Raw genomic sequence first — 21,297 nt, 5'->3', positions numbered from 1 at the left:
TGTAATCCAATATATTAGTAAGAAAAACGCTACATTTGAGGTTTGTTATTTTTCATTTTGTACATTCTTCGGTCAGCTTGGTCAATCAGTTCTAATACATCACTAGATTCATCAGGGTAGATAGACACACCAATACTAACCCCTATGTGTATTTTTATGCCAGCCACATCGAAAGGTTGAGAAATAGAGCGGTCTATTTTTTCTTTGATAACAGAAATAACATTATCGTCAGTCAGTGGAGAAATTAAGATAACAAACTCATCGCCACCATAACGAGCAATAATATCTTCGTTGCGAATATGTTTGTTGAGCCGTTTCGCCACCTGGTACAAGACTTTGTCACCAACGGCATGGCCGTGAGAATCGTTTACATTTTTAAATCCATCTAAGTCACAGAACAAAAGTGCAAATCTATCAGAAGAACGACTATTCTCCGTGGTTAATGATTCCAATTTTCTTTCTAAATAAAGGCGGTTTGGGATGTCGGTTAAAGGGTCGGTATTGGCCGAGACCGACAATATACTTTCTGCTCGTTTAAATTCAGTGACGTCTTTGGCGATAACGATAATGCCAACCACTTTCCCGGTTTCTTGTGAAACGTGGGGCAGATAAGACATATATAAGAAATGAGGTTGTTCTAACTTGTTGGTAGTGATCCAAGATTCGAAGTTAACTGGTTTTTTACCATTAACACATTGACTTAAATACGGGCTGATCACTTCTTTATAAGTACTACCATCAAAAACCTTTTTAGGGCTTTGCTGAATCAACTCATCAGGTTTAAATCCATAAAAATGAGCATAGCTATTACTGACATATAGATATTTATAGTTAATATCTATATAAGCAAACAGGTCGAGGCTGTATCCCAACACAGTTGAGAATACTTCTTTATAAAAGGCATTTTTTTCCATACAACACCGAACTAGCTAAATTTTAACCGATGTTTAGTCTATTCATCTTAGAGTGAAAAACAACCGTAAATGTTAAATAATCTTCCTCAATAAATTCAACGAATTACTCATTGTTAGTGGCAATAGCAAAATAAGCTGCCTCAACCTGATTCTTTTTTTACCCACTATTTTATTATTCGTGTATAATGCGCGAAAATTTTAATGTAGTAGATAACATTTAATGGTCCAGAGGTTTTGGCTTTTATATAGTAAATTGCGCTACGTGTACCCCCAAAAAATGAATTTGAGAGAATTAAAATGAACAAACCAGCTGATGCTGCTCACTTACGCAATATTGCTATCATTGCTCACGTTGACCACGGTAAAACTACCCTTGTTGACAAACTATTAGCACAGTCTGGAACATTAGAGACTCGTGGTGGTGCCGAAGAACGCGTTATGGACTCAAACGATATTGAGAAAGAACGTGGGATTACAATCCTAGCTAAAAATACAGCGATTGACTGGAAAGACTACCGTGTAAACATCGTAGATACTCCAGGACATGCTGACTTCGGTGGCGAAGTTGAACGTGTTATGTCAATGGTTGACTCAGTACTATTGATTGTTGATGCGCAAGAAGGTCCAATGCCGCAAACTCGCTTTGTAACACAAAAAGCATTTGCACAAGGTCTTAAACCAATTCTAGTTATCAACAAAATCGACAAGCCTGGTTCTCGTCCTGATTGGGTTATGGATCAAGTATTTGACTTGTTTGACAACCTTGGCGCAACTGACGAACAATTAGACTTTAAAGTGGTTTATGCTTCAGCATTAAACGGTTGGGCTTCTCATGAAGAAGGCGAAACTGGTACAGACATGACTCCATTGTTTGAAACCATTATCGACCAAGTACCACCTCCGGCTGCGGACATTGATGGTCCATTACAAATGCAGATCTCTCAACTAGATTACAGCTCATACTTAGGTGTTATCGGTATTGGTCGTGTTACACGTGGTACAGTTAAACCAAACCAACAAGTAACAATTCAAACTGCTGCTGGTACGGTTCATAATGCTAAAGTAGGTAAAGTATTTGGTTACTTAGGTCTTGACCGTTACGAAGCTGAAGGCGCACACGCAGGCGATATTATTGCTATTACTGGTGTTGGCGAATTAAAAATCTCTGACACTATTTGTGATCCATCTCAAGTTGAAGGTTTACCGTTATTATCTGTTGATGAACCAACAGTAACAATGACGTTCCAAGTAAACACTTCTCCATTTGCTGGTCAAGAAGGTAAATTTGTAACTTCACGTAACATCAAAGAACGTTTGGACAAAGAATTAGTTCATAATGTTGCATTACGTGTTGAACAACTTGACGATCCAGATAAGTTTAAAGTTTCTGGTCGTGGTGAATTACACCTAGGCATATTAATTGAAAACATGCGTCGTGAAGGTTTTGAATTAGCGGTTTCTCGTCCTGAAGTTATCATGCGTGAAGTTGATGGCGAAAAACAAGAACCATATGAAGCAGTAACCATTGATGTTGAAGAACAACATCAGGGTTCTATCATGGAAAAAATGGGTATCCGTAAAGCGGAGCTTACTGACATGGCTCCAGATGGAAAAGGCCGTATTCGTATGGACTTCATGATGCCTAGCCGTGGTTTAATTGGTTTCCAAACTGAATTCATGACATTAACGTCTGGTTCTGGTTTGATTTATCACACATTCGTAGAGTACGGAGCTTTCAAAGGTGGCGTAATTGGTCAACGTTTGAATGGTGTATTAGTTGCAAACGCAACGGGTAAAGCATTAACAAATGCAATCTTTAACTTACAATCTCGTGGTCGTATGATGATTGGACACGCAACTGACATCTATGAAGGTCAAGTTGTTGGTATCCATAGCCGTGATAACGACTTAACAGTTAACGTACTTAAAGGTAAGCAATTAACTAACGTACGTTCATCTGGTACAGATGAAGCTCAAACGCTAACTCCACATATCGTAATGACATTGGAACAAGCTTTAGAATTCATCGATGATGACGAATTAGTAGAAGTTACACCAGAAAGCATTCGTATCCGTAAGAAATTCCTTACTGAAAACGAACGTAAGCGTCATTCACGTCCTAAGCCTAACGATATTTAATCGATAGACTTAATCAAAAAAACCGAGCTAAGCTCGGTTTTTTTATATCTGTAATAACAGTAAATTTAGCTAGAAGATGAATGCAATTGCTGTGGAATAAAGAGCATGAATAGTTAGTAGCGGGGAGTAACATGTCCAAAAATAATCTAATTGGTATCGGAAGTGATTCACCAACTGTGATATTACATATTGCAAATCGACCGCCCGTTGATGGCTTTGCCGCAATTAATGGCGAAGAAGATATTAATCGCCCGTTACAAGTATCAGAAGCTGCTAGTATTATTCAACAAACGGGTAATCATTGGCGTAAAGTGTTTTCAATTTTGGCTAAAATATCTTTTGCGTTATTTGATACAGGATGTAAAACATGGCAAGAGTACCGAGATACAAAGCTGTTAACAGAGCAGGGCTTTGAATATATTTGTTTTTCGTCATTAGTCGACACGCGTAGTCAATTAGACTTAGCCAAACACAAAACCGTTTCTATTGTCTGTGGTTTTAGTTATGCGCAAAGCCAATTAGATGTATTACCATTAATATCGCATCAAAAATTCGATAAATTAAAATGGTCTGAACCACATCAATGCCTTGTCACTCCTTATTTTGATTGGCGACAACTTAATAACGAAATGCTTGATGTTGTCATCAATATCCTTAAATCTAAACTAGATGTTGAGACTTTACCGTTATAGCTTACTAAGTTTTTAATTAAGCTAAATAAGTTAAATATCACATTAAAAAGCAAGTTTACCTACTATAAAGTGAAGACATTTTCCGTCAGTTACAGTAAAGTACTGGCAACTTAAATCGGCTGAATTTAGCTATGTCTGACAAACGAATTGCTGCGGCAACAGAAGAAAATTTATATCGGATCTTCACAATACCTGAAGATCCAGATTCAACGCTGTCGCTGATTGAACAAGAAGTATCGCAAAACCTAGATGGTTTTTTGCGTGATCATATTGTTGCAGTCGAAAAACCTCTATCAGAAATTGAAAAAGACTTTCTAGATTCGGCTATGCCAGAAAATCCTCAGTTTGTCTCAGACATTGCTGATGAATTACTGCATAAATTAGTTGCTCAGTCAGTACACACTTCGTCTCCGAGCTTTATTGGTCATATGACCTCTGCGCTTCCATACTTTTTACTACCTCTGTCTAAATTGATGGTGGGTTTAAACCAAAACCTAGTAAAAATAGAAACCTCCAAAGCATTCACGCCATTGGAACGACAAGTTATCGGTATGATGCATCGCATCGCTTATGGCGAAACGCGTGAGAATAATGACGGCTATTATGAGCATTATATGCACAGTGCAAATCATTCACTGGGTGCGTTTTGTTCAGGTGGCACGGTGGCCAATATAACGGCATTGTGGATTGCACGTAATACCGTTTTGGGACCAGATGGTGACTTTAAAGGTGTCGGCAAAGAAGGCTTATTCCGCGCAATGAAGCATTACGGTTACGAACGTGTTGTCGTATTAGTATCTGAGCGTGGTCATTATTCGTTAAGTAAATCAGCGGATATTCTTGGTATTGGTCGTCAAGATATAGTGACTGTACCGACGGATGACGATAATAAAATCCGAATCGACTTACTTGCTGAAACTATTAAAGAATTAAAACAACAAAACGTAGGCATTATGGCGCTGGTTGGTGTGGCTGGTACCACAGAAACTGGCAGCATAGATCCTCTCGTTGCCATGGCTGACTTAGCAGAATTACATAATATTCACTTTCATGTGGATGCAGCATGGGGCGGAGCGACGTTATTATCCGCTAATCAACGCTCTAAGCTTGCTGGCATAGAAAGAGCCGACTCTATTACCATAGACGCTCATAAACAAATGTATGTGCCTATGGGAGCAGGCATGGTGTTATTTAAAGACCCACATGCGACCGACGTCATTGAGCATCATGCTGAGTATATATTACGTAAAGGCTCCAAAGATTTAGGTTCACATACGCTGGAGGGCAGTCGCCCAGGTATGTCGATGTTAGTTTATGCGTGCTTAAAAGTAATGGGACGCAAAGGTTACGAAATGTTGATAGATCGCAGCATAGACAACGCCAACTATTTTGCCGAACTAATCCAACAAGATGATGACTTTGAGCTGATCACGCACCCTGAGTTATGTATTTTAACCTATCGTTATGTGCCTAAAGCAGTACAAGATTTTATGGCGATGTGTGGGAAAGAAGAAAAAGTTATCATCAACGATCTACTAAATGACTTAACGCGTTTTATTCAAAAGAAACAGCGTGAGTCTGGTAAATCGTTCGTTTCAAGAACACGTTTAACGCCGAAACGTTATGACGGAAAAACCATTACGGTATTTAGAACGGTATTGGCTAACCCTTTAACGACAAAAGAAATATTAAAAGATATTTTGGATGAGCAAAGAGAAATTGCTAAAGAAAGCTGGCGCAGTTTACCGGCTATTTTAAAGAAAGTTCTTAGCCAATAAGTACACGTTCATTAATAAAACAAACAAAAAGCCAACTTATAAAAGTTGGTTTTTTTGTATTTTAGGACGAGACATTAGTATTTCAATCTTGGACATTGTCGATACCAGATTAACAATTAACTGAGTTAACGTTTGAAAGAGACATTATCTAATAAGCGTGCTTTACCTAAATAAGCAGCCGCTAAAATAACAATCTCTTTATGGCTATCCGCAATTGGTTCCATAGTCGTCGCTTCACGAACCAGAACGTAATCGGTTTTTAATCCTGCTTCATCTATGAATTCAGTTGCCAATTTTTCTAATGCGTCGATATCAGATGAACCGTTTAGCACAGCTTGTTTTACTAAGTTCAGAGCTTGATTTAACGCAGGCGCTAAAGTTTTCTCTTGTGCAGTTAAATAACCATTACGTGAGCTTTTTGCTAAACCACTTTCTTCTCTTACCGTTTCAACGCCAATTATTTCAATAGGCATGTTCAGATCCGCAACCATAGTTTTTATCAGGCGTAATTGTTGATAATCTTTTTCGCCAAAGACCGCAACGTCAGGCTGAACCAAGTTAAATAACTTAGTTACTACGGTAGACACGCCACGAAAGTGACCAGGCCTTTGGGTTGCTTCACCACACAAGCTATGAGCAGTATCTGGTACTTCAACATAGGTTTGAGCGTCTAAGCCATTTGGGTACACTTCTTTGGCGTTAGGATAAAAAACAGCGTGATTATTGACGGCTTTTAGTTTGTCGCAATCCGCTGTAAATGTGCGTGGATAAGCGTCTAAATCTTCGTTTTGGCCAAATTGCATTGGGTTAACAAATATAGACGTGATCACAACGTCGGCATATTTATGAGCTTCTTCAACTAATTTAATATGCCCTTCATGTAGGTTGCCCATGGTTGGTACAAACGCTAATGACTTACCTTGTAATGCTAATTCTTTACGCCATTGACGTAATTCGGAAAGTTGATTGAAGACTAACAATGCAATAACCCTTAATTAAAAGAACGAGATTCATCTGGGAATTCACCAGATTGTACTTCAGATACATATAAATCTACTGCTTCACGCATGTTGCCCGTTAACGCGATGTAGTTTTTTGAAAATTTAGGAATATAACCTGAGCTAATACCAAACATGTCGTGCATAACTAAGATTTGTCCATCAGTTTGGTTACCTGCACCAATACCAATGGTTGGAATTGAAATAGCGTCGGTTATTGCTTTAGCTAAATCGGTTGGAACACATTCCAATACCAATAACTGTGCGCCGGCAGCTTCTAAGCCTTTTGCGTGTTCAATCATTTCTAATGCTTTTAGATCATCACGACCTTGTACTTTAAAACCACCAAATACATTAACTGACTGCGGGGTTAAACCTAAATGACCACACACTGGAATACCGTTTTGTGTCAGCTTAGTAATGCTGTCGTATAACCAGTCACCACCTTCCATTTTGATCATGTTGGCACCAGCGGCCATTAATTCATGAGCATTTTCTAAGGTTTTATCCGCGCTGTAGTAAGTCATAAATGGCATGTCTGCGATAACTAACGAATTGGCCGCGCCAGCTCGTACACAGCGAGTGTGGTAAGCAATTTGTTCATTGGTCACACTTAATGTGCTGTCAGCACCATGTAAAACCATCCCCATTGAGTCACCAATCAATAAAACATGAACACCTTGGGCATCAAATAATTGAGCAAAACTAGCGTCGTAAGCGGTTAACGCTGCGATTTTCTCGCCGTTTTGTTTCATCTTTAATAACGTTGAAGTTGTGATCTTTGCCATGATAAACCTTTGTAATATGCCTAACGATTATTTTAAATGCGTGATTTTATATGTGCTTTAAATTGCTGTCATACCATTTAACGGAATGTTATTCGTTAATGATGAAACTGATGTCCCACAAGGTAGAACAAGAGTTGGGGTAATGTCCAATAAAGGGTAAATAACAAACTCACGTTGCTGTAAACCATAATGAGGGACAATTAAGGTTTCGTCATTTATGTTGTGTTGACCAAACAATAGAATATCTAAGTCTAACGTACGAGGCCCCCAATGCTCACCTACTCGCGTTCTGCCATGTTTATCTTCTATGGCGCAAGTATGGATAAATAACTCGTGAGCGGTTAATTCCGTTCGAATTAGCGCTACGGCGTTAACGTAGTCGGGTTGATCAGCAGGTCCCATAGGCTTACTGCTGTATATTTTAGACGCCCCAATAAATTCAGAACTAGGTAAAAACGTTAACTCTTCTATCGCTAACTGAATTGTTGCCAAAGGAGATTGTAAATTAGCCCCTAAGCCAATATAAACCAATTCACTCATGTTTAGCTTCCTTGGTTTTTGGCCTTAGGCTTATCATATTGGCGCGGTTTACGTTTTTTCTTCGGATACGTTGAGTTTGAATTTGTCGATTGAAAGTTCGGCTTATCTTTAGGGCTAGAGTAGGCGTGTTTTTTACCTTCATCTGACTTTTGGTAATCCGTCCACCACTGGGCTAATTCAACTAACTCGCCACCTTCAACTTCAGCACGTAATACTAAGAAGTCATAAGCGGCTCTAAATCTTGGATTTTCAATTAACACTGACGGACGTTTGCCAGTGATTTTGGTTAATCTATGTTGGAAAGTCCAAATCTCACGAGCTGCAGCGGTAAAACGCTTTGGAATCGCGATAGTCTGCACAGCTTGTTGTAGTACGTCATTAGTCGCAACTTGGAATGCATCGTATGGATGTAAACCACCTTCTTGTTCTAGAGAGGTTGCAATAGCTTCCAACGGATACCAGAACATTGCCGCTAAAATATAAGCTGGAGAAACTGACTTACCAGAGTTTATGCGCGCATCGGTAGCTGAAAACATAGTAGACAATAAGCGTTCTTCTTTATCATCTAAATTACCAGTTAGCTCTTTATCAACAGCAGGGTAGAAATAACGGAATAAACCATATTCTCTTAACGACTGATAATTTACCTGTGCTTTGCCCGCTAACATTAGTTTTAATGATTCATCAAACAAACGTGCCGGTGGGATATTTTGTAATAAGTGAGCCAGTTCAAAAATTGGTTTTTCGGTACGTTCTGCAATTTGCATGCGTAATTTATTAGAAAAACGAACTGCGCGTAACATACGCACTGGATCTTCACGATAACGAGTTTCAGGATCGCCAATTAAGTCAATTAAGCCTTTTTCGATATCGGCCATGCCATTAGCAAAGTCGTAAATAGAAAAGTCTCTGATGTCGTAGTACAAGGCATTAATGGTAAAGTCACGACGTTCCGCATCTTCATTCATTGAACCAAATACATTGTCACGTAGTAATTGTCCCTCGTCGCTTTGACGAGAAACTTTTTTAGCTAATTCTTCTTTTGTTTCGTTTTCTTCAGGTTCGGCTTCTGCTTCGTGATGACCACGGAACGTTGCAACTTCAATGATCTCTCTACCAAACATGATATGCGCCAAACGGAAACGTCGGCCAATCAAACGACAGTTGTTAAAACAACGTTTAACTTGTTCTGGTGTGGCGTTGGTAACAACATCAAAATCTTTTGGCTCTAAGCCTAATAAAATGTCTCGGATACAGCCGCCAACTAAGTAAGCTTCATAACCATTGTCTTTTAGACGATATAAAACTTTAAGCGCACTTGGACTTATGTCCTTTCTGGACACAGGATGTTCGCTACGTGGAATTGTCGTGGCGCCCTCGATCACTCGAGGAGTTCGAGCAACATAATTTTTTGTCGGTGCCTTTGACTTGCTTGGAGTTGTAGCCGCTGCTTCAGGCTTACTTTTACTAAACCAAGATATTACTTTTTTAAATACCACTAAGAGATTTACCCAATTTTATTAATTATGATTAGACGCATGTAGCGATGGCTACGAAAGCGGCGCATTTTACAGCAATAAGCTGTAAATATAAATAAGTTAACGATGAATCAAACATCTTTAATTTTTTATTTGTGTATTCTGCCGTTAAATCAATATATCTAATTGAGCTGGAACCTTGTTCATATCCCAGTTTTGTATTGCCCAATCAATAATTTCTGCCACGGTAGCAGAGCCTAATAACGATTCTTCATTAATAGGTAACCCCAAACAGCTTAAGGCTTTAAGCAGTTCAGGCTTTGGATTATTACAGTTAATGGCCGACGCTTTATTTTGTTTACTTAGCTTCTGCCGATTTTCATTTATTATCAAAGGTAAATGCAAATAGGCTGGCGGCGTAATTTCAAATAAATTAAATAAACTTATCTGCCGAGGCGTTAATTCCATGATATCGGCACCTCTTACTACGTTAGTAATGCCTTGATCTATGTCATCGACAACGACAACGAGCTGATAAGCAAACAAGCCATCGGAACGCTTAACGATATAGTCTTCGTTAATTAAATGATCATCCACGGTCACTTTGCCATGCAGTAAATCGACAAACTCAGCTTTACCTGGTGTTTGTTTTATCCGTACCGCATGACCGTCAAATTGGTGTTGTTTATCACGGCAATGGCCAAGATAATTGCCACCCATTTGCTTGATGTCTTTACGGGTACAATAACAAGTATACAAGAGTTCTTGCTGTTGTAATTGTACAAAAATTTGTTGGTAACGAGCTAAACGCTTGGACTGAACAGCGCAGCCACGATAATTGTTATCATCCGGCGTTTGCAGGTCTTGATCCCAAATCATACCAAAGCTGACAAGAGCATCTAAAATGTCATCAACAGAACCGACTTGCTCTCTTGGTTTGTCTATATCTTCAATCCGGACAAACCATAAGCCACTTTGTGATTTGGCATGTAAAAAGCTACCAAGGGCGGCAACTAAAGAACCAAAATGTAAAGGCCCTGAGGGAGATGGCGCAAAACGCCCACGGTATTGGGAATTGTCAGCTTGAAATTGTTTTTGCAGGTGAAACGGATTCACAAGTGAGGCTTCACTAAAATGGATAAACACTAAAGGGAAAAAGGGTTAAGGCTTAAGCCTTAACCACCTAGTTGTTTCTCTTTAATTTCAGACAATGTTTTACAATCGATACATTGGTCTGCGGTAGGACGTGCTTCTAGGCGACGAATACCAATTTCTATTCCACAAGTCTTACAAAAACCAAAATCACCAGATTTAATCAATCCAAGTGTTTTTTCGATTTTCTTAATCAACTTACGTTCACGATCTCGAGTACGTAATTCCAATGCAAACTCTTCTTCTTGCGAAGCACGGTCTACTGGATCTGGGAAGTTTGCTGCTTCGTCTTGCATATGAGACAAAGTACGGTCAACTTCTTCGCGTAACTGAGTACGCCAAGCGTCTAAAATTTTACCAAAATGAATGTACTGTTCATCAGACATATACTCTTCATTTTTCTTCTCAACATACGGCTCAACGCCTGCTAAGGCTAGCAATCCTAATGATTTTTTATCTGCCATGCGTTGTTTTCTCCTGATAATTCAACTGGTTAGCGCATTTTAAGTATTTTTATCCAGCAACCAGTGGTGTCACTGCTTTAAAAAACGGCGCTATCTATAGCAAATAATAGCGGTCAGGGCAATTTATTTATTTAATATGGACAAAATAAATCTTACTGTGACCACTGAAATTTACTGGTGTTATTCGCCGTAATACCATCAACATCGATTTGTGTGTGTAATACAATTATTTCTAATCCGGCTAAAAATGCCTTTTTTAGTTCATCAGCATATTTAGCATCAACATTATCGGCCACTTTCATAAAATCTATACCCGAGTGTTGAACTAAAAATACTAATACGGCTCGGTGGCCTTGTTGGATCATTTCAGCCAGTTCTCGAATATGCTTCTGACCACGAGTGGTAACTGCGTCTGGAAACGCCCCTAAACCACTTTCTTCATCTAACAATAAAGTGGTCGACTTCACCTCTATATAACAATCTGGTTTGGCACTGTTATTCTCAGAGCTAGTATTAACAGAGCTACTATTAACAGAAACGGCATCTAGCGTATTGTCCGTGAGTAATATGTCAATTCGACTATTCTCGTTACCGTATTTTACTTCGGTCTTAAGCTCACTGTAACCATTAAGACTTGGAATTACGTGGTTTAATATAGCTTCTTTCACCACATGATTTGCCCGTGTGGTATTTATCCCAATAAAGTGACCCAAGTGATTTTGAGCTAACTCAAAGGTATTTGGATATTTGCGTTTTGGATTGTCGCTAGTACTGTAATACACGGTATAACCCGGCTCAGCACATCCAGTCATTGCCCCAGTGTTGGGGCAATGAATCGTGATCACGTCACCATTTTCGGTTTCCACATCGGCTAAAAAACGCTTGTAGCGTTTTATTAACGTGCCTTTTTCAAGTGCAGAGCTATGCTTCATAAAAGCCACCTTTCATAAAATAGTGTCTCATAAAATAATTCTGCATATAACCGTTACGCTTTTGTTTTTGCAGGTAAAATGTGTGCCAACAGATGTAACAAACCCGCTACTAATAAGCCGGCAATAATACCGTAACTACCATCTAATAAAACACTAACAATCGTATGAGTTACGCTACTGCCTACGGGTAAGAATCCCAAAACAAAATCAGAGATATGATGCAACCAAGCCATATTGTGCGTTAGCATGCCGCCACCAACCAAGAACATAGCAACCAAGCCAATCCAACTTAAACTTTGCATTAATCTTGGTGCAAACATTAATAAGCCTGAGCCTATTTTATTGCGTAATTTGTTAAATAAGTTACTCGGCTTTAGCGACTGCCAAGCTAAACCAACATCATCCATTCTTACAATAAGAGCAACAAGTCCGTAAACGCCAGTGGTCATTACAATTGCGATTACTGACAATACCAATACTTGATCCATTAACGTTTTATTGGCAACCGTGCCAAGAGCAATAATGATTATCTCGGCGGATAAAACAAAGTCGGTTCTTATTGCGCCTTTTATTTTGTCTTTTTCAAACTGGACTATATCCACTTCAGGCTCATTTAAAGCTGACACCAAAGCTTCATGTTTTTCTGCTTTATTTGTTTTATGAGTCATCATTTCTATGATTTTTTCTGCGCCTTCAAAAGACAAAAACAAACCACCCATGATCAATAACGGCACAATTAACCAGTTAGCAAAAATACTAATTAATATAGCGGCGGGCACTAACAAGGCTTTGTTAAAAAAAGATCCTTTTGCTACAGCCCAAACAACCGGCAACTCTCTGTTGGCTTTAACGCCAGAGACTTGCTCGGCATTAACGGCTAAGTCATCACCCAATACGCCAGCGGTTTTCTTTGCTGCCACTTTTGTCATTGCAGCCACGTCATCTAAAATGAGGGCGATATCATCAAACAATGCAAAAAAACTTGCTCCAGCCATGGTTATTTTCCTTTGGATCTATTATTAAATTTATATTGAGACGTCATATCATTGGGCGATTAAGTGTTTTTATTTGCTATTTAATCGTTCAATTTGCGAATGTCGCTTTTTTTGTACAAGAATTCAATAACTATCTGAATGATAAAACAAGGAATAAACTGACTAATGCCAATTAATTTTCTATTATAGAGGCAATTAATCAACAGATGAGAGTAACCCATGTCAGATATCCTAAACGTAACCGTTTCAAAACAAGCTGCACCAGCACAATGGGGGACAAATAATTCAATTAGTATGAATGCCGAAGGTCAGGTAATTCATCTAACGGATACAGATTACAAATCCCAATTATCAACTATCCAAACGTCGGCTCGCCAAATTCAATCTTTAGGTGTTAATGCGGTAGCACTGACGAAAGCGTGGGACATAGAACAACAATGGAGTTTCTATCTTGGTTTTACAACAGCCAAAGGTGGCCAAACGGTTGTTTGGGCTGAAGGTGATACGACTGAATTAAACAATCGTAAACTAGCGTTTGATTGGTCAAAAAATGTTACCAATCAATCTCCACAAGATATGTATCCATTAGCATTAGCTAACAGCGCAATAAACCTTATTACAGAATTAGCGCCAGATTGCGTGACTCACGAAATCGTAATGGGTGATGACTTATTGGAAAATGGCTGGGTTGGACTGCATTCAGTTGGCCGCGCTAGTATTCATCCGCCAGTGATGTTGACGTTAGATTACAATCCAACGAAAGATAAAAATGCACCAATTTCAACAGCACTAGTTGGTAAAGGCATAACCTTCGACAGTGGTGGTTATTCGATTAAAGCGTCCGAAGGCATGTTGAGCATGAAATGCGATATGGGCGGAGCAGCAACAGTAACCGCTGCACTTGCATTAGCTATTTCTCGTGGTCTTAATAAACGCGTTAAACTTATTTTATGTTGTGCAGAAAACCTTATTGGCGGTAACGCTTATAAACTAGGTGACATTTTAACTTATAAAAATGGCACAACGGTTGAGATTGTAAATACAGATGCAGAAGGCCGAGTTGTATTGGCAGACGGTTTATTACACGCAGGCGAGTTAAAAGCACAACGTGTTATTAACGCAGCGACGCTAACTGGTGCCGCTATGATGGCGGTTGGTAGTGATTACAATGCGGTATTTGGTTTAGACAAACCATTTGTTGCACAAGGCTTACAAGCTGCTGAATTAGAGTTTGAAGGCGCGTGGGCATTACCATTAGAGAAATTCCATCAAAAAGCGTGTCCGTCACCGTATGCAGATACGGCAAACAGCCGAGCACAAAAAGGTGGTGGTCAAGGTGGAGCTTCAAACGCAGCAGGCTTCTTATCACGCTTTGTGTCTAACGAAGGTCAAAACTGGTTACACTTTGACTTAGCAGGCGCATTCAACCCTGCAGGCAATGGAAAATACTCAGCCGGAGCAACAGGTATGGGCGTACGTACTATTGCAAGAATATTGTTAGATGATTAATTGTTAATATTGGCGCTTTATTAAATAAGCTTCCAATTTAATAGGTTAACAACTTATCTAAGGTCAGTGACATTGTCTCTGGCCTTTTTTGTATGTGAAGCTTCATGAATTTATCAATCAACTTAAGACTTTAACTAAAATTAAGTTGTAAAGTACAAAATTTGGTACATAATTAAGTTGTTTTAAGTGTGTATTCAAATATGAGGTGATGTATGGCTATTCAATCGATATTGGCTGAAAAGACGGTCTCAGTTTCAGAGTTAAGAAAAAAACCAACAGATTATTTTATAGATGAGCCTGTGGCTGTATTGTCTAACAATAAAACGGCCGGTTATATGGTAAGTGCAGCGCTTTATGAGCAGATGGTTATGTTATTAGAGTCTAAATCACAAATGTCTCAGTTTCGTCCATCAAGTTCACGTTTAGCGACTATTGCATCTTTAGGTGCTGAGCAATTACTTGCAGCTTCTGAGCAAGAGTTAGGTGACTTTGAAGAGTGATGCGAGTTTTTAAAAGTCGATTAATACAGAGCGTATTATCAACGGATGAATTAGAGTCTTTAGTTAAGGACTTTAAGTCCTATAAAAGTACAGGCGTTGTGCCTTACAACTTTGGTAGGGACGTTCCGTACGATCATCCTAATACAATGCCAATAGTTAAGTCAGAAGATGTTCAACATATTCATTTGGGCAGTGATGATAATCCTCTTCCTTTGCATAAAATTCAATTTCATAGAACTAGTGATATTCACCTAGTTTACTGCCAAGGTGCATCAAGTGACGTTGATTATTTACTGATGACGATTTTGTCTCCTGACGGGCATGCGCAAGCTAGGTCGCGAGATATAATGTATAAATTAGGACTAATGGCGAAACTCTTTAGAGATAAATATTAGAAGGAATTAATAGATAAGGTACGTTAACTTTAGGTTTAGCACTTTATGTTTTGACATGTTTCAAGTAGCTTCTAACATAAAGTAATTAATACAATATCAAGGATGGTTATGTTTTCGTTAAACCCTGCAACCTATAAATTAGCACTAATATTCGCTGTAATTTTTTTAATCATAATTACCATTATTGTTTTTCGTCTACGGAAAAATATTGGATTACTCAAGTCTAATTTACTTACCGAAATCAAAGTTAAATCTCAATTACAAAACAAAGTGCAAGAATTTGAAGACAAATATTCGGATGTTTTCGATCGAGAAAAAACAATTACTAGTCTTGATCAAGAAATAGCAAAAAAGAATAACGATATAAATTCTTTACGCAGTAGCTATCAACAAAAAAAGAAGATTTTTGACAACTTAATGGCTGAAGCGGCAATTTATGATGAAACTATTGAATTAGCAGATTTAGGGTTCTATAAACCAAGTTTCTCATTTGATCATTCAGAGATATATAAAGAAAAGATTAATGAGATTAAAGCTGAACAAAAAATAATGGTGGGAGATAAAGCTGCTATTACTTGTACTACCGAGTGGTCTGTCGAAGGGAGTAAAGTGAAAGGTCGAACTATGACTAATAGAAATATTAGAATGACCGCTAGAGCTTTCAATAATGAATGTGATGCAGCTATTGGTAAAGTAAAATGGAATAATGCTCAGCGAATGATTGAACGCATTCATAAAGCTTTCGACGCCATTAATAAACTTAATGAATCTAATATGATTTTTATCAATGATGAGTATTTAGATTTAAAGATAAGTGAGTTAAAACTAACGCATGAATATCATGAAAAAAGACAGCAAGAAAAAGAAGAACAAGCTGAAATTAGACAACAGATGCGTGAAGAGTCTAGGCTAGAAAAAGACATGGAGGAGGCTCTTAAAGAAGAAGGGAAATTCCAGACTTTATTAGATAAAGCTACAAAACAGGCGCAAAAATCTACGGGCGATAAATTATCTAAATTAGAAGAACAAATAGCTAAATTACACAATGAATTGGCTGAAGCTCATGAGAAGTCAGAACGTGCCAAATCAATGGCAGAACAAACTAAGGCAGGTCATGTTTATGTCATATCTAATGTTGGTTCATTTGGCGAAAATGTTTATAAAATAGGTATGACTAGAAGGTTAGAGCCGCTAGATAGAGTTAAAGAATTAGGAGATGCTAGTGTACCTTTCCTATTTGATGTTCATGCAATGATATACACCGAAAATGCACCAGATCTTGAGAAATCACTTCACAATGAATTTAATGATAGAAGATTAAACTTAGTTAATAGCCGCAAAGAGTTTTTTGATGTGGAACTATTAGAAATTGAAAAAGTAGTTAAAGACAAACATGGTGATGCTGAATTTTATATAACCGCTGAAGCTCGACAGTACAATGAATCAAGGGCAATAAGGGCTAACAGGGAAGAAGCCATGTCTCAGGTTATTGAGTTTCCAGAAGAGATTTAATTACAGAATTAATAAAAGTTAGAGTTAAATCAAATCTATAAAACCGACCTTGTTTACGTTAATCTCTGAAAAATAAAAAAATACAGGGTCTTGAAGGGATTCAGAATGAAAAAATTAATACTATCAAGTGCAATCGTATTATCGGCACTTGGTCTTATCTCCGCTAAACTCATTACCTATAAAACCGCAGAACAACTGACCTCAGTTGTTGGTGGAATAAATGATATTCCAGGTTATTCAGCTTCCTTATCTGATATGCAAACTGGCTGGTTTTCTACTCGTGGAAAAATAGCGGTTGAGCTAGCACCAGAAGCGTTAATGAATCTCATTGGTGAAAGAAGCTCTTTCGATTTTAATACTGTGAAATTTGACATCGACTTTACAACTAACAGCGGATTAGTGAATGGCTCTGGCTTAAATTTAATTAATATAAAATTAGAAGTGGCGGGTGAAGCATTAAGAGAATATTTTACCTGGGAAAAAGACGCGCCTTTATACTACTTTGATGGGAAGGTTGGTGTATTAGGTGGTTTGTCTTATCAAGAAAAAATCAGTAACTTTGAATTTCACGCTCCAAAATCGGGTGTCGGAATTAGCTTAACTGGCTATTTGGGGCAGGGCGAGACCGTTGGCAATCAGTTAGTTCATCACAGTGAGCTAAATAATATTTCTTACTATGGCGCTGATTTCAACGGTGAAGCTATTAATCTTGTCGCAGACCTCCAGGTCCCGCGTAATATCTTTGCACTGTTAGCTAACACGTCTTTCTACGATTCACTACTAACTGTATCGGTAGAGTCATCGCAGGCTGAATTTACGGTAAAAGGTCAACAATATAGTTTATCTATTGAAGGTCTTGTAACAGAGATAGTGTCGGACTTAGATGAAACGACAAGAATTCTAAACTCAGGCATGGATTACCAATTTAAGGCGTTAAGTATTAATGATTGGCAAGCCAGTGATTTTGAATTTAATACTCAGTTTAATAATTTGGACAGCAAATTTTTTGATGGGCTCAATGTCATTGTTAACGATAAAACTGGAGTAAATAAAGATATGAATCTTCACCGAATCTATGGTTTTGTTGAAGATAATCTTCTTTTATTATTGGCGCCTGATCCAGAGTTAAATATAACTAAACTGTCCGGAACTATTCCAGAAGGAAGCTTTGACCTTCAATTAAATAGTAAAATTTCTGATGTAAGAACATTACCTACTGAGCTTAATAATATGACTTTTTGGGGCAGTCATTTAATAGCGGATAGTCGCCTTGAGTTAGATGCTGAGGTTTTAAATCTATTTTTGAACAGCGCCATGAATCAACGCCTTATGAATAACTCTGAAGTTATCAATCAAGATATATCTAGAGAGGAAATAAGCAGACAGGTTGAACAGGAAATTTCTACGATACTGGAAATGCTAGTGCGACAAGGCTTTATAGTAATTAAAGGTGAAAAGTACTTCACAGAATTTACGCTTAAAGACAAAGTTGCAGATATAAATGGTATAAAAATCCCTTTGTTTTTCTAACTTTATGTTAAGTGGGATTTAAGTTTAGCTTCAATTTTTAGCGATTAAAAAAGGCTCGTATTTTTAAATACGGGCTTTTTTTATAACGCCATTCACCAACCTAATTATCAACTAAGTTTACTCATAATAATCCCGCATCACCCTACAGGCTTAATACACAAGTTAAAATATAGTGATTTAAAACTTGAAAAACAAATGAGAATCATTATCATTGCGCGAAATTGAAAAGATATAAAACACACATATTTAATAAGGGTATCCTCTAATGCGTTTCAAGCTTAAACCTACATGGCCGATTTCAGCTGCTGTAACCATGTTAATGGCAACAACTTCACCTCTAACTTATGCAAACGAAGACACTACAAAAGTAACTAAAGACGGTGAAATTGAAAAAATAAGCGTATATAGCAAACATAATAAACTTATTGTTGATTCTGGAACTGCGACTAAATCTAATATGAATTTAATGCAGACGCCTGCAGCCATTGTCGTGGTAGACAAGTTGTTATTCACAGAGCAGTCTGGCGCAACATTACAAGAAAGTTTACGTAATGTAAGTGGATTAAGCCAAGCAGGTAATAACTATGGTGTTGGTGATAATCTAGCTATTCGTGGTTTAGGTGTTAATTATGCTTACGATGGTATGTATGGCGGAGCTGACTTAGAAAATAGTTATAACCCAACACGTACAATGACCAATGTTGAGAGTATTGAAGTATTAAAAGGTCCTGCAACAGGGCTTTATGGTATGGGTGCTGCTGGTGGTGTTATCAATTTAATTGAGAAAAAACCACAACAAGAAGCTGCTTATCAAATCCGTGCAGTTGCTGGGCAATGGAATAACCAAGGTTTAATGATTGATGCAACGGCTGGTTTAACTAAAGACACGGCTTATAGAATTGTTGCTAATTATGAAACATCTGACGGTTACCGTGGATTAAGCTCAGAACGCTCAGAGTTTTACGCTTCTTTAAGTCATAACATCTCTAGTGGTAATTCATTACTTTTCTCTGCCGCTTATGTTGATGATGCTGTGCAAATTGATTCTGTTGGGCATCCTGTACGTTTAGTTGATTTAAGTCTAATTGATGCCGAAGCTGGAAGTATTACTGCAGCAGATTTACCAAATGGTGATACTGCTATCAGTGCAGACGCCTTGCAACTTACTGACGCTCAGCGTGAAGAATTAGCTGACAGTTTAAGTAGTACAGACGGTTGGCAGCCAATTGAGTTAGGTGACACTGCATTAATTTCACCTATCTCTACACCAAACCAAGGTGAAGAAGTTAGATTTAAAGTTCGTCACGATCTTGAAATTACAGATAACTGGGTATTAGCGCATCAATTACAATACCGAAGCTATTCAACAGATTACATTCGTCAAACATCAGCAAATAATTATATCTTCACGGAACGTGGTGAAACTACTAATGTTAATCCTAGAGCACCTTTAGTGATTGACGATGTATTGTATCCTTATGCAGCTCGTCGTCAGGAATATCGTAGTATTGAAGCAAATGAAACAACTTGGCAATACTTTGCTGATTTGTCTAACGCATGGACATTCGGCGATATAAGCGGTGAGCATTTAATAAGTGCCAACTATGAAAACCGTGAAATGGATTACCAACAATATTCAATTTGGGATGCTGACGATACTAGAAGTGATGCAGTTCCTTATATTTTAGATATCCGTAATCCTAACTGGCCTACAGGTACTTTTGAAGATTATAACCCTTCACTAAGAAGTAAATATGATAAGTCAGCCACAGCGTGGGGCTTAAGCTTACAAGAAGTGGTTTATATTACAGATGAACTAACCGCTCGTGTTGGTGGCGCATACAGTAGTATCAGTCAAACATATCAAAACCAAACTTCAGACAGCAACCCTGAATTAGATGCGGATGACAGTGGTTTTACTTACAACCTAGGTTTAAATTACCAACCAATTGAGCAGTTAAGCACATTTTTAAATGCATCAAAAGGCAGAACCGCATACAGCGTATTAGGTAGTTTAAGTGAAGACGACAACCGCCCAGATTCAGAGTCTGAGTCTTTTGATTTAGGTGCACGTTTTACCGCATTTGAAGAAGACTTACTTGCCTCTGTTGTGTTCTTCCAAACAAGTCGTACTAACTTACGCTACTCAAATCCTCTTTATGATGATGTAGATAACTTTGATGTGACTGAGTATTACTACGACGAGAAAGACCAAACAGAAGGTGTTGAAGTTGATTTAAACTTAGCGTTTAACGACCAATGGACAATGAACTTTAATGCAACATACCAAACACCGGCAACTCTTCCAGGCAGCTACGCAGCTAGCCAGGATGAAGAAGTAACTAAAGGTCTTGCAGAAAACCTTGCTAGTTTATGGACAAGTTATAGCTATAAGTTTGAAGCTTTACCAAGTCCAATTAAATTTAGCCTTGGTGTAACGCATGAAGGTGAGCGTTCTATTGCAGCGTCTGCATTTGGTGTTGACTACGCAATTGTTGAAGCTTATACCGTTTTAGGTGGCGCAGTTAGTTATGTAGGTGAAGAGTGGAATATCCAACTTAACTTACGCAACTTAACGGATGAAACTTATTACAGCAAAGCTATGTACTTAGGTGGTTTACCGGGTGAAAGCCGTAACGCAAAATTAACCGCTACCTATAGCTTTTAACATTACACAATTTTGAATTGTAAAATGAAACACAAGTTAGATGTGTTCTCTCGTGTTATAGCCGCCGTCATTGGCGGCTATGCTTTGTCTGTTGCATTCAGTTTTGCATTTGCTCAACTGCTTGTTTGGGGGAAAGTTTGCGAGCTAAATGAAGCGGTAATGTCCGCGTCAATGTTAAGTTATGTCGTTTACTTTATTGTGATAATCGCCTGTTTTTGTCGTAAAAGTGCTTGGCTATTATGGCGAGATATATTGTTAAGTCTCTGTTTGTTTGGCGTTATTTATTACATGTTAGTCGTGAAATGGTAGGAAA

The 21,297-nt window shown here is 38.2% G+C and carries 19 protein-coding genes; 10 read left to right on the top strand and 9 right to left on the bottom strand.

Annotated features, from left to right (window positions below; all coding sequences use genetic code 11):
* Positions 1–29: 29 nt before the first annotated feature.
* Positions 30–914 (bottom strand): sensor domain-containing diguanylate cyclase, encoded by an 885-nt coding sequence (locus tag BTO11_RS01055; RefSeq protein ID WP_105050840.1) that lies wholly within the window; start codon positions 912–914, stop codon positions 30–32.
* Between the two features lie 297 nt (positions 915–1,211).
* On the opposite strand from BTO11_RS01055, the gene typA reads away from it, so the two are divergent.
* The 3 genes from typA to panP all read left to right on the top strand — a co-directional run bounded on the left by typA (position 1,212) and on the right by panP (position 5,523).
* A complete protein-coding gene (typA, locus tag BTO11_RS01050; protein ID WP_105050839.1) occupies positions 1,212–3,053 on the top strand; it encodes a translational GTPase TypA in 1,842 nt (613 codons plus the stop codon).
* 131 nt (positions 3,054–3,184) lie between these two features.
* On the top strand, positions 3,185–3,745 hold the full coding sequence (locus BTO11_RS01045) for a DUF6942 family protein (protein WP_105050838.1): 561 nt from the start codon (positions 3,185–3,187) through the stop codon (positions 3,743–3,745).
* Positions 3,746–3,876: 131 nt separating this feature from the next.
* On the top strand, positions 3,877–5,523 hold the full coding sequence (gene panP, locus BTO11_RS01040; RefSeq protein ID WP_105050837.1) for a pyridoxal-dependent aspartate 1-decarboxylase PanP: 1,647 nt from the start codon (positions 3,877–3,879) through the stop codon (positions 5,521–5,523).
* Positions 5,524–5,648: 125 nt separating this feature from the next.
* Here the strand turns inward: panP and panC are convergent, their stop codons facing one another.
* The 8 genes from panC to BTO11_RS01000 form a co-directional block, all read right to left on the bottom strand.
* Entirely contained in the window at positions 5,649–6,503 is an 855-nt protein-coding gene (panC, locus tag BTO11_RS01035) for a pantoate--beta-alanine ligase (protein ID WP_105050836.1), read from the bottom strand.
* Between the two features lie 11 nt (positions 6,504–6,514).
* Entirely contained in the window at positions 6,515–7,309 is a 795-nt protein-coding gene (gene panB, locus BTO11_RS01030) for a 3-methyl-2-oxobutanoate hydroxymethyltransferase (protein WP_105050835.1), read from the bottom strand.
* 57 nt (positions 7,310–7,366) lie between these two features.
* A complete protein-coding gene (folK, locus tag BTO11_RS01025; protein ID WP_105050834.1) occupies positions 7,367–7,849 on the bottom strand; it encodes a 2-amino-4-hydroxy-6-hydroxymethyldihydropteridine diphosphokinase in 483 nt (160 codons plus the stop codon).
* A 2-nt stretch (positions 7,850–7,851) separates the two neighbouring features.
* Positions 7,852–9,234: a polynucleotide adenylyltransferase PcnB gene (pcnB, locus tag BTO11_RS01020; protein WP_181135945.1), complete on the bottom strand. Its 1,383-nt coding sequence runs from the start codon at positions 9,232–9,234 to the stop codon at positions 7,852–7,854.
* A gap of 261 nt (positions 9,235–9,495) precedes the next feature.
* Entirely contained in the window at positions 9,496–10,443 is a 948-nt protein-coding gene (gene gluQRS / locus BTO11_RS01015) for a tRNA glutamyl-Q(34) synthetase GluQRS (RefSeq protein WP_229793379.1), read from the bottom strand.
* A gap of 59 nt (positions 10,444–10,502) precedes the next feature.
* Positions 10,503–10,943 carry an RNA polymerase-binding protein DksA gene (dksA, locus tag BTO11_RS01010; RefSeq protein WP_105050833.1) on the bottom strand — a complete coding sequence of 147 codons (441 nt, stop codon included), beginning with the start codon at positions 10,941–10,943 and terminating at the stop codon, positions 10,503–10,505.
* A 152-nt stretch (positions 10,944–11,095) separates the two neighbouring features.
* Positions 11,096–11,875 carry a DNA/RNA nuclease SfsA gene (sfsA, locus tag BTO11_RS01005; RefSeq protein ID WP_105050832.1) on the bottom strand — a complete coding sequence of 260 codons (780 nt, stop codon included), beginning with the start codon at positions 11,873–11,875 and terminating at the stop codon, positions 11,096–11,098.
* 53 nt (positions 11,876–11,928) lie between these two features.
* Positions 11,929–12,870: a DUF808 domain-containing protein gene (locus BTO11_RS01000; RefSeq protein WP_105050831.1), complete on the bottom strand. Its 942-nt coding sequence runs from the start codon at positions 12,868–12,870 to the stop codon at positions 11,929–11,931.
* 219 nt (positions 12,871–13,089) lie between these two features.
* On the opposite strand from BTO11_RS01000, the gene pepB reads away from it, so the two are divergent.
* From pepB to BTO11_RS00965, 7 genes are all read left to right on the top strand, one after another.
* The gene (pepB, locus tag BTO11_RS00995) at positions 13,090–14,379 is read left to right on the top strand and encodes an aminopeptidase PepB (RefSeq protein ID WP_105050830.1); all 1,290 of its coding nucleotides are present in this window, start codon (positions 13,090–13,092) and stop codon (positions 14,377–14,379) included.
* 212 nt (positions 14,380–14,591) lie between these two features.
* Positions 14,592–14,879, top strand: coding sequence for a type I toxin-antitoxin system antitoxin YafN (gene yafN / locus BTO11_RS00990; RefSeq protein WP_105050829.1), 288 nt, complete (start codon positions 14,592–14,594; stop codon positions 14,877–14,879).
* Positions 14,879–15,274, top strand: a complete 396-nt coding sequence (locus BTO11_RS00985) for a type II toxin-antitoxin system YafO family toxin (protein ID WP_105050828.1) — start codon at positions 14,879–14,881, stop codon at positions 15,272–15,274. The genes yafN and BTO11_RS00985 overlap by 1 nt, the downstream gene beginning before the upstream one ends.
* A gap of 108 nt (positions 15,275–15,382) precedes the next feature.
* A complete protein-coding gene (locus BTO11_RS00980; RefSeq protein ID WP_229793378.1) occupies positions 15,383–16,786 on the top strand; it encodes an SNIPE associated domain-containing protein in 1,404 nt (467 codons plus the stop codon).
* A 105-nt stretch (positions 16,787–16,891) separates the two neighbouring features.
* Entirely contained in the window at positions 16,892–18,316 is a 1,425-nt protein-coding gene (locus BTO11_RS00975; RefSeq protein WP_105050826.1) for a DUF945 family protein, read from the top strand.
* 265 nt (positions 18,317–18,581) lie between these two features.
* Complete coding sequence (locus tag BTO11_RS00970; protein WP_105050825.1) at positions 18,582–20,984, top strand: TonB-dependent receptor; 2,403 nt, start codon at positions 18,582–18,584, stop codon at positions 20,982–20,984.
* Between the two features lie 24 nt (positions 20,985–21,008).
* On the top strand, positions 21,009–21,293 hold the full coding sequence (locus BTO11_RS00965) for a hypothetical protein (protein ID WP_105050824.1): 285 nt from the start codon (positions 21,009–21,011) through the stop codon (positions 21,291–21,293).
* Positions 21,294–21,297: the final 4 nt, after the last annotated feature.

The sequence above is a fragment of the Psychrosphaera saromensis genome, from assembly GCF_002954545.1.
In the GTDB taxonomy this organism is placed as follows: Bacteria; Pseudomonadota; Gammaproteobacteria; order Enterobacterales; family Alteromonadaceae; genus Psychrosphaera; species Psychrosphaera saromensis.
Note: the sequence above shows the minus strand (reverse complement) of the source record. Positions and strands in the feature narration are given on the sequence as shown.